Here is a 9810-nt window from a genome sequence, read left to right as displayed (position 1 = left end):
TGTGCCTTCAGATAGGTCGCATCGATCATTACCGTCTTTTTCTCGCCGTGTTCGGCGGCCAGCCCGGCCATCATCCGCGCGAAGATACCTTTCTCTCTCCAACGCTTCCACCGGCTGTAGAGCGTTTTGTGCGGCCCGTAGGCGTCGGGGGCATCTCCCCAGCGCAACCCATTGCGATTGCTGAAGATAATCCCGCTCAGCACCCGTTTGTCATCGGCCCGAGGCTTGCCATGCGGCTTCGGGAAAAAGGGGGTGAGCTTGGCCATCTGCTCGTCGGTCAGCCAGAAAAGATCGCTCATGTCACAGCTCCATTTTCCGAGCCGTGAATCATGCAGTGCGGCGGAAATCAATGCATCCTGACCCTAGATGTTGATCCTCGTCGGCGATGATCCCGCGCGCATCCGGTCCGAGGCGGCATTTGCCAAGCTCTTCGGTGTTTGTCCAATTCCGGCATCCAGTGGCGTAACAAATCGGTTCCGACTGAACCGAGGCGGCAATCGACAAGCTACGGCCGTCCTTTATCGCGTTGCCATCGTCAGAATGCGAAACTACGAACCGACCCTTGCCTATGTCAAGAAACGCACCAAGGACGGGAAGAGCAAAAGCGAGATCATTCGCTGCCTGAAGCGTTACATCGTTCGGGAAATTTACAGCCAACTCTGTGTGCCGGAAATGGTCGGAATTGCTGCTTGACGAATATAGGAGCATCAATTCCATGGTTGAGACGTTCTTCAAATCCATCAAGGCAGAGTTGATTTGGCGCAACCGTTGGGAGGCACGTCGCCAGGCAGAGGGCGCGATATTCCAGTATATCAACGGGTTCTATAATCCACGGCGGCGACATTCATCGCTGGGCGGCAAAAGCCCCTTGGCCTTCGAACGAAAGGCTGCCTAAATGAGTTGAGAGACCGGAACGCAAGCGTGACAAGACCAGTGTGATCCTTTCGTTAGAATGGAAGAAAGCATTATGGGACAAGCTCGCCACTGGAGCGCCACAACCACGATTGTGGTCCGAGCGGCAACAAAGACATTGCAGGCTTCGATCGCGGAGCTGAGCCGCGAGCCGGGCATCAATTAGAAGACAGTTGCGAAGTTGCGAAAGCCCCAGTCCGTTGAGGATCAAAGGACCGGCACCAGAGAACCTCGTTCGACCGTTCTGCTGCAATTCGCAGCAATAATCAAAGGACCGATCCTTGCTCGGGTACATTTGGAAAGGTTGCCGAAGGTATCCTGATTGCTGCACGCTGGGGTCAGCGCCCGGACCGGGCAGCGGAGGGCAGAAGATTTGGCAAACGCATTTCAGCATGGAAACAGTCCGTCACTGACCGGGCTGACGCGGCAGGAGGCAGAGACCGCGCGGAAGAAATACGGCTGGAACGAGCTGCCGAGAGTCAAGCGGACCGGGCCGCTGATGGTATTTATCCGGCAGTTCAGCAATTTTCTGGTATTGATCCTGATTACTGCGGGGATCATCGCCTTTACACTTGGCGAATATGCCGACACGCTGGCGATTGGGCTGGTGATTGCGCTGAATGGCGTTCTGGGGTTCGTGCAGGAATGGCGGGCGGAAACCGCATTGGAAAGCCTGCGCAACATGCTCTCGCCGCAAACGCTTGTGCTGCGGGACGGGCGCGAGCAGATGATCGAGGCGCGCGAATTGGTTCCTGGCGATCTTATCATTCTGGAGGCCGGCGCCAGAATTCCGGCCGACGCCGCTTTGCAGGACGCGTCCGGGCTGCGGGTCGATGAAAGCGCATTGACGGGTGAATCCGTTCCTATCGGGAAAACTCCCGGAGAAGACGGCTCAGAGGTTTACGCCGGCACCGTGGTGGCCGCGGGGCGGGCGCTTGCGGTGGTCACCGGAACCGGCGCGCATACTTCATTCGGGAAAATCGCTTCGCTGACCGGATCGGTTGGCCTCAAAAAAACCAATCTTCAGGTCCAGCTTGGCCGTCTGGCCAAGCAGCTGGGGTTTGCAGCCTTGGCCATTGCCTCTGCCATTTTGTGCCTTGGGCTGTATATGGGGCGGGACATTGCGGAGATGTTCATGACCGGCCTGTCGCTGTCTGTGGCAATGGTTCCGGAAGGTTTGCCCGCGGTCGTCACCATCACCTTGGCGCTGGGGGCCGCAGCGATGGTGCGCCAGAAGGCGCTTGCCCGCCGATTGCAGGCAGTGGAAACGCTGGGTGCCGCATCGGTGATCTGCACCGACAAGACCGGCACCCTGACCGAAAACAAGATGACCGTGACCAGCATCTGGACCCTGGACCGCATCTATCAGGTAACCGGTACGGGGTATGATCCAACCGGCCATATCGCCCTTGATGGTGAAGTTGTCGGCGCCAAAGACGATGCCGTTCTGGCGGACGTTCTGAACGCGGGGCTGACCTGCACCCATGCCAGCCTTCACCGCGAGGGTGATCATTGGGAAATGACCGGTGCCCCGACGGAGGGTGCGCTGGTCACCTTGGGTTACAAGGGATGGGCGGACCCGCCGCAGCCAGATGCCCTGCTGGCGGAAATCCCTTTCAGCAGCGAACGCAAGCGGATGAGCGTGCTTGTGCGCAGCGGCAACGGGGCAAAAGTTTTTACCAAGGGGGCGCCGGAACAGGTTCTGAAGATATGCACGCGCACCATGACGCAGGCAGGCCCGCGCCGCCTGGGCGCGGAGGAGGCGGAACGCATCACCGCGGCTTATGAGGCGATGGCAGAGGAGGGGTTGCGGGTGATCGGCCTTGCGGCGGGCGCGGCGCAGGGCGAGACCATTGACGAAAAGGACATGACCTTTCTGGGGCTTGCCGGTCTGATTGATCCGCCGCGGCCGGAGGTGCGTGCCGCCATCGGGGCGGCCCGGACGGCGGGCATCCGGGTCATCATGGTCACCGGGGACAGCCCGCTGACCGCGCAGGCCATCGCAAACCAGCTGGGGCTGCCTGCCGGAAAGACCTTGACCGGCGATGCGCTGGAGGCCTTGGAGGATGAGGAGCTGGACCTGGTTCTGCGGCAGGAGGTGCTGTTTGCTCGCACCCGTCCTGCGCACAAGATGCGGATTGTGTCTGCGCTGCAGGAACAGCATCAGATCGTGGCGATGACCGGCGACGGGGTGAACGACGCTCCGGCGTTGAAAAAGGCAGATATCGGTGTGTCTATGGGGGTACGAGGGACGGATGTGGCCAAGGACGCCTCGGACCTGGTGCTGCTGGACGATAATTTCGCCACTATCGTGCGGGCCATCGGCGAAGGCCGGCGGCAATTCGGTAATGTGCGCAAGTTCGTGCGCTACCTGCTGTCCTCCAACTCCGGCGAAGTTATTGCGCTGCTGATCAACATCCTGATCGGCGGGCCGTTGATTTTCCTGGCTACCCAGATCCTGTGGATGAACCTTGTGACCGACGGGGTGACGGCGGTTGCGCTGGGGCTGGAGAAGGGCGAGCCGGACCAGATGGAGCATCCGCCGCGCCGCAAGGACACGCCAATCCTCGGGAATGGCGGCATCCTGACTATTCTGGCGTTTGGCCTTTACACCGGGCTGGCCAGCCTCTGGGTGTTTCTGCACCTGCTGCCTGTGAACGAGGATCTGGCCCGCACCACCGCCTTCACCGCAATGGTTCTTTTTGAAAAAGCCAGTGTCTTTGCCTTCCGCTCGCTGCATCTGCCGTGCTGGAGGATCGGTTTCTTCAGCAACCCGTTCCTGCTGGCCGCCCTTACAGTGACAATAGGGGCGCAAGTGGCTGCAGTTTACTGGCCGCCGCTGCAGGTGCTGCTGCACACGGTGCCGCTGCAGGGCGGGCAGTGGGTTCTGATCGGCCTGCTTGTGCTGCCCATCCTGCTGGTGCCAGAGATCCTGAAAACCCTGCGCTATTTCGCCAGCCGCAGGCAGGAGGGGAGGGCGGCAGCAACCGCTTGACTTCCCTCAATGCGGCCTCTGCGGTATTGGGTCATCCTGCAGGCATGACCCGCGACCACGGACACAGCAAGGAAGAAATCGCCAGCCGTCTTGCCGGAAGCAAAAGCACGGGGCGGCTGCGGGATGCTGTCTATGGCGGCATAGACGGCGCCGTGACCACGTTTGCAATTGCCGCTGGCGTCGAAGGCGCTGGCTTTTCATCCGCGGTGGTCATCGTTCTTGGCATCGCCAATGTTCTGGCAGACGGGTTCTCGATGGCGGCAGCCAACTACCTGGGCACCAAGGCGGATCTGGACGACCGGCGGCGTCTGTATGATGTGGAGAAGCGCCATATCCGCCAGTATCCGGACGGGGAGCGCGAGGAGCTGCGCCAGATATTCCAGGAACTGGGTCTGAGCGGCGACGTGCTGGAGGGGGCAGTGCAGTCCGTGTCCGCCAAGCCGGAAAAGTGGATTTCCCTGATGCTGACCAGCGAATACGGTCTGTCCCCCGCGGAACCCAATCCGGTGGCTGCGGCCGCCACGACGTTTGCGGCATTCATGCTGGCAGGCATTGTCCCGCTGCTGCCGTTCATGCTGGCGCTGTCCGATCCGTTCCTGATTGCCGCTGCGGCCACGGGGCTTGTGTTCTTTGTCATTGGCGCCAGCAAGAGCATCTGGTCTCGGGCGCCCTGGTGGATGTCCGGGCTGGAGACACTGCTGATCGGCTCCTGTGCTGCCACCCTCGCATACCTGGCGGGCAGCGTTTTCCGCGCTTGAGCCGGATCAAGGGGCCAGGACCGCATTGGCGCTAGATTGCAAGCAGGGGAGAGGTGCGATGAATTCAAACGCCTTCAAGATCGCAACCCTGCAAGGGTTCGATATCAAGATTGATCCAAGCTGGTCATTGATTGCCGCGCTGATCACCTGGAGCCTGTCGACCCAGTTCTTTCCGATGGTTTACCCGGGTGCTGCGTTCGGTGTCTATTTGACGCTGGCGTTGCTGGCGATGCTAGGTTTCTTCGTCTCGCTGATCCTGCACGAGATGTCCCATTCTGTGGTCGCCCGCCGGTTCGGTGTCGAGATCAAGGGGATCACGCTGTTCATCTTCGGCGGGGTTGCCGAACTGGGCTCGGAACCCGAAACCGCCATTAGTGAATTCTGGATTGCCATCGCGGGCCCGCTGATGAGCTTTGCCCTGGCGTTTGGCTTCTGGCTGCTGGCACAGGCCGGGGAGGTGCTGGTGCCTGAAATGGTGCTGAACCATGTGTTCGCCTATCTTGCGCTGATCAATCTGGTACTGGCGGTCTTCAACCTGATCCCGGCCTTTCCCCTGGATGGCGGGCGGATCTTCCGGGCCTATCTGTGGAGCCGGAGCCGGAACCTGCTGCAGGCAACAGCCACGGCAACCAGGATCAGCAGCTACTTTGCTTATGCCTTGATCTTCTTTGGTGTTGTCGGCCTGTTTTCCGGCAATCCGGTCGCATCGCTGTGGCAAGTGCTGATTGGCCTGTTTATGCTGATGGCGGCAAGGGGGACCTATGCCCAACAGCTGCAGGCCGCGGCGTTCAAAGACAAGACCGTTGCCGTCATGATGACACGGGACCCGGTGACTGTGGTGCCGGAAAGGAGCCTGCAATATCTGGCTGACGAGGTGATGCTGGCGGAGCGCAAGAGCTTTGTGCCGGTGATCCTGGGAGACGTGCTGCTGGGCTATGCAGATACGGAAGTTCTGTCGCACGCCAGGCGCGAAGACTGGCCGACGACCCTGGTTAGCGACGTTTATACCCCTGCGGATGAGGACAACACGGTCGGCCCGGAAATGCCGGCAGCGGAACTGATGGCAAAGATCTCGGCCACTGGCCGCCGCAAGTTCCTGGTGGCAGACGGCCGCCAGCTGCTGGGGGTGATCAGCCTGACAGATCTCATGGGGTATCTGGCGGTGCTGCAGAACATCAGGCTGCAGGATGGCCAGGCAAAACGGAGCTGACAGGATGAAACGGATACTGATTGTTCAGGGCCACCCGGGCAATTCCAGACAGCATTTCTGCCACGTGCTGGCGCAAAGCTATGGGAGTGCAGCCGCCGAAGCCGGCCATCAGGTTGAAGTAATTGATGCGGCTGCCAGCGGCGTGACCTGCCTGCGCTCGCGCGAGGAATGGGAGGGCAGCCTACCCGCATACGCCAGCGAGGCGCAACGGGCTGTCGCCGCCGCAGATCACATCGTTTTTATCTATCCTCTTTGGCTGGGCAGCATGTCGGCACTTCTAAAGTCCTGGCTGGAACAGGTGTTCCGGCAACGTTTTGCCTTCACCATGAGCGAACGAGGCTGGCACCCCAAGCTGAAAGGAAAGTCCGCGCGGGTCATCGTCACGATGGGGATGCCTGCTTTTGCCTATAAATGGTTCTTCCTGGCGCATTCCCTACGCAGCTTTGAGCGCAACATTCTGAAGCTCTGCGGGATCAGTCCGGTCAGATGGTCGGTGTTCGGGACGATCGAGAGCGCCAGCCAGGAAAAGCGCAAAGCCTATCTGGAGGATAGCCGCACGCGACGGGGCCGCCGCGCGCTAGGAGCTTTCAGGCTGCAATGATTTCCTTCAGGTGGCTGGCAATATCGTCCAGCGAGACATGGGTCAGATCCTTGCCGGCTTCACCGATTACGGTGGACTTCAGCCCGTCCGGCAAAGCCGCCCGTAGCTGGCCCAGCATATGCGGTGCAGCTGTCAGTATCAGCCGGTCAAAGGCGCCAGCGGAATGACGTTTTTCCAGATCTTCGGCGATCAGGCGCGCAAAGCCCGCCTCGGCGGATTGTTTGGGATCGCTGGCTTCGAATGTGGCGGACCCATGCGAGCCGGTTATCGGATGGGTCCCTGCACGGTCGGAGTTTTCCGCCGCTGCCGGTGCCTGCAATGTGTGCCCGGCCGAAGCAGTGAACCCCTTGCCCGGCCCATGATTTTCGACAATGCGCGCGGTACGGGCATTGGCAAGTACAGCAAGAGTTATCATCGGTTTCATGAGTTTTCTCCAGTTGTTGAGGGTTGGTTGCGTGTGCTCAGCCCAGGCGCAGGCACTTGACCGGCAGCCTCCTCCGGCTGTGGTTTGCTGCCGAGAAAGGCAAACCAGTAGGACAGAGCGACCCCGCCAGCCCCGCCCGCGATATTGCCAAGGGTCACCCACAGCAAATTGGCTGCTGCTGCGGACAGGGAGACTGCGGCTCCGGCTGCCCAGCCTTGGGGGAAGAAATACATATTGGCGATGGAATGCTCGAGGCCGAGCAGAACGAAGGCTGTCACCGGCCAGAGCACGGCCAGAATTTTACCTGCCGCACTGCGGGCTGCGAAGGACAGCCAGACGGCAAGACAGACCAGCCCGTTGCATAAGGCGCCGCGAACAAAGGCCTCCAGCGGATCGAGTTCGGCTTTGGTCTGGGCGATTCCGGCGGCTGTTCCGCCCATCGGCCCGTCCAAGAGGCCCGTGAGAGCAAAAGCGGCTGCCAGACCCGCCGCACCTGCCAGATTGCCGGCGTAAACGATGCCCCAGCTGCGGAACAGAAGGCGCAGCGGTATTTTGCGATCCACTGCGGCAATCACCATCAGGACATTTCCGGTGAACAACTCAGCTCCGCCGACGATCACCAGGATGAGACCAAGGGAAAACACCGCGCCGCCCAGTACCCGGACCGGGCCTGCAGAACTGTCGGAACCGGTCACCGCCATCGTATAAGCCGCGGCTCCGAAGCCGACGAACGCGCCCGCCAGCATGGCAAGAATGAACATCTGCGGTGCCGGCAGTCTTGCCTTGGCAGCTCCGGCGGATTCCACAAGCGCCGCGGTTTCTGCGGGTTTATGGGCATCAAACGGGGCGGGGCTGTTCATGCGGGGACTCCGGAGCAAAAGTCAGAGAGTAAGGAGAGTGACGGTGTGCTGGTCTTCTGAGCCGGGACTAATGCGCAAACAGGACAGGCAGATCCGCCTGCTCCATCATTGTTCGCGTCGTGCCGCCAAAGACAGCCTCCCGCACGCGGGAATGGCCATAGGCCCCCATAACAACCAGGCCTGCTCCGGTTTCCTTGGCGCGCTCCTGGATCCCGCGGCCGACCTCATGCCCGCCGCTGGGAAACTGCGATACGGTAACGCTGCAGCCGTGATGGCTCAGCCATGCGGCAACATCGGTGCCAGGATCCTCGCCATCCCGCTCGTCGGACATATCCGGATCGAAGCAGCCGATCACTACTTTGCGAGCCTTTCGGAAGTAGGGCAGAGCAGCATGAGCCGCACGGGACGCCGCAAGGCTGCTGTTCCAAGCCAGGAAAACGCGGCCGGGAGAGGCAAAAGGTGTGCCGTTCAGCATCAGCGCAATTGGCGACTGGAACAGGACACCGTGCATTGCTTCCCGGAACACATCTTCATTCTTGCGCAGATCCTCTGCTGCTTGCGCAATGTCGCAGGAACTGGCCCTTCGCGCGGTGAGCAGCCTGATGTCGGTTCCCGCGCCCACTGCATACTGCACATCGCCAGAACAGCCGCTGCGGGAAAGCAGTTCCTTGATTTCAGCGGCGCGCCTTTCGGCGCCGGTTCTGGATTGCTGCATCAGTTCCAGCCAGCTGTCCGGTACTGTCATCCCGCCATAGATTGAGGAGCCGTAGACGTAATGGGGAATGCCCGGCATGGTATCCAGCAGCAGGCAAGCCATATGCGCTTCCTGTTCCCGCGCCGCTTCGGCGGCAGCGGTGATTGACGTGTCGCTGGTATCCTTGCAGAGCACAAAGAGAGACGTTCTGCGTTGCATGGCGGGCCTCCATTCTACAGGCTGCGGCAAGCGGGTGTGCAAACCGCATGGACCAGTAGATCAGGTCTGCCGGACGGCGCCATGATCCTGATCAATCCGGGATCAAGGACATTTTCCGACAGTCGTCACCACATTTCACTGGACCCAGAACTCATGTTTGAAGAGTTCATTGAGGCCGAGCAGCCAACTGGCCGGCGGAAGCTGAAGAAGGGCCAGCGCTGTTATGCCGGCAACTGCAAGTATCGCTATCACCGCCTCCAGCCGGTGACCCTGCGGTGACATTATGCTGCCGAAGATAAGCGTCTTGAACACGTGGAAGTGAAGCGCTGCGTGCCACAACGAAAAGCCGGCGAAAAGCGCCGCCAAAACGATATGGATATCGCTCCAGTCCTGCCTGTCCAGCCCCAGCGCATCCCAATCCGCGGCGTTCGAAACCTTGCCCTTCGGTGCAAGAAAAAGGACGGCGCCACTGAGAAGAATGGCTGCGAAAGAGAAGGTTACGCCAAAGACGGCGGCGGCCCTGCCTGTCAGCCTGCTGTTTGGACGGATTTGTGAAGAAGTATTGGCCATTTTTCTGCCTCCAGTCAGGATAAACAGAGTCTACCTGGCAGGAAATCCGCGCGCATTGATCCAGATTGGATTCGGAGTGCTGAAGACAGGAGCGGACGTGCAAAAAAAGATGCCCATTGACTTTGGTCAAGGCGGCAAATCGGTGCCCTTGGTACGCTGCGGCGAGGGTAATCCAATGCATCCAGATGAAATCCAGCAGGCAGAAGCGGTGGCCTTTCTAAGTGATCCGTCCACTTACGGAGTCGGCGCGCCGGTTGAGGTAATCACAACGCATTCCGCTCATGTGTTCCTGGCTGGCGATCTAGGGTCAGGATTCATAACCAGAAGATGACGGTTGCAGCGAGGGCGATGGCTGAGAGGAAGACTTTCGGACAGCGGTCATAGCGGGTTGCCACGCGCCGCCAGTCCTTCAGCCTTCCGAACATGATCTCGATGCGATTTCGCCGCTTATACCGGCGCTTGTCGAATTTGACCGGGATCTTGCGTTGCTTTCGGCCGGGGATGCAGGCGCGTATCCCTTTGTCTTGTAACGCCTCTCGGAACCAGTCGGCGTCATAGCCTCGGTCC

General features: G+C 60.2%; 12 protein-coding genes and 1 pseudogene. 7 read left to right on the top strand and 6 right to left on the bottom strand.

Annotated elements, in window-relative coordinates:
- Positions 1-299 (bottom strand): transposase (locus AC0KW6_RS22615; RefSeq protein WP_474036189.1); only part of this gene is annotated, 299 nt, incomplete at its 3' end.
- A gap of 67 nt (positions 300-366) precedes the next feature.
- On the opposite strand from AC0KW6_RS22615, the gene AC0KW6_RS22610 reads away from it, so the two are divergent.
- The 6 genes and pseudogenes from AC0KW6_RS22610 (at position 367) to AC0KW6_RS22585 (ending at position 6476) form a co-directional block, all read left to right on the top strand.
- Positions 367-693, top strand: a complete 327-nt coding sequence (locus AC0KW6_RS22610) for a transposase (RefSeq protein WP_474036188.1) — start codon at positions 367-369, stop codon at positions 691-693.
- A 16-nt stretch (positions 694-709) separates the two neighbouring features.
- A pseudogene (locus tag AC0KW6_RS22605) lies at positions 710-895 on the top strand (IS3 family transposase); the annotation flags it as partial.
- A gap of 390 nt (positions 896-1285) precedes the next feature.
- Positions 1286-3907, top strand: a complete 2622-nt coding sequence (locus AC0KW6_RS22600; RefSeq protein WP_474036187.1) for a cation-translocating P-type ATPase — start codon at positions 1286-1288, stop codon at positions 3905-3907.
- Between the two features lie 44 nt (positions 3908-3951).
- Positions 3952-4665 carry a VIT1/CCC1 transporter family protein gene (locus AC0KW6_RS22595; protein ID WP_474036185.1) on the top strand — a complete coding sequence of 238 codons (714 nt, stop codon included), beginning with the start codon at positions 3952-3954 and terminating at the stop codon, positions 4663-4665.
- A 58-nt stretch (positions 4666-4723) separates the two neighbouring features.
- Positions 4724-5875: a site-2 protease family protein gene (locus AC0KW6_RS22590; RefSeq protein ID WP_474036184.1), complete on the top strand. Its 1152-nt coding sequence runs from the start codon at positions 4724-4726 to the stop codon at positions 5873-5875.
- 4 nt (positions 5876-5879) lie between these two features.
- Positions 5880-6476, top strand: a complete 597-nt coding sequence (locus AC0KW6_RS22585; protein ID WP_474036183.1) for an NAD(P)H-dependent oxidoreductase — start codon at positions 5880-5882, stop codon at positions 6474-6476.
- Here the strand turns inward: AC0KW6_RS22585 and AC0KW6_RS22580 are convergent.
- The 4 genes from AC0KW6_RS22580 to AC0KW6_RS22565 form a co-directional block, all read right to left on the bottom strand.
- Positions 6463-6900 (bottom strand): host attachment protein, encoded by a 438-nt coding sequence (locus AC0KW6_RS22580; RefSeq protein ID WP_474036182.1) that lies wholly within the window; start codon positions 6898-6900, stop codon positions 6463-6465. The genes AC0KW6_RS22585 and AC0KW6_RS22580 overlap by 14 nt on opposite strands.
- A complete protein-coding gene (locus AC0KW6_RS22575) occupies positions 6897-7760 on the bottom strand; it encodes a formate/nitrite transporter family protein (RefSeq protein ID WP_474036180.1) in 864 nt (287 codons plus the stop codon). Before AC0KW6_RS22575 ends, AC0KW6_RS22580 begins: the two co-directional genes overlap by 4 nt.
- A 67-nt stretch (positions 7761-7827) precedes the next feature.
- Positions 7828-8673 carry a universal stress protein gene (locus AC0KW6_RS22570; protein ID WP_474036179.1) on the bottom strand — a complete coding sequence of 282 codons (846 nt, stop codon included), beginning with the start codon at positions 8671-8673 and terminating at the stop codon, positions 7828-7830.
- A gap of 135 nt (positions 8674-8808) precedes the next feature.
- Positions 8809-9243 carry a DUF4405 domain-containing protein gene (locus tag AC0KW6_RS22565; RefSeq protein WP_474036178.1) on the bottom strand — a complete coding sequence of 145 codons (435 nt, stop codon included), beginning with the start codon at positions 9241-9243 and terminating at the stop codon, positions 8809-8811.
- 55 nt (positions 9244-9298) lie between these two features.
- Here AC0KW6_RS22565 and AC0KW6_RS22560 point away from each other — a divergent pair, with 55 nt between their 5' ends.
- Entirely contained in the window at positions 9299-9574 is a 276-nt protein-coding gene (locus AC0KW6_RS22560; protein ID WP_474036177.1) for a hypothetical protein, read from the top strand.
- On the opposite strand, the gene AC0KW6_RS22555 is transcribed toward AC0KW6_RS22560, so the two are convergent.
- Positions 9558-9810: transposase (locus AC0KW6_RS22555; RefSeq protein WP_474034923.1), on the bottom strand; the 253-nt coding region annotated here is incomplete at its 5' end. The genes AC0KW6_RS22560 and AC0KW6_RS22555 overlap by 17 nt on opposite strands.

It is taken from the genome of Leisingera sp. SA215 (assembly GCF_055902035.1).
Note: the sequence above shows the minus strand (reverse complement) of the source record. Positions and strands in the feature narration are given on the sequence as shown.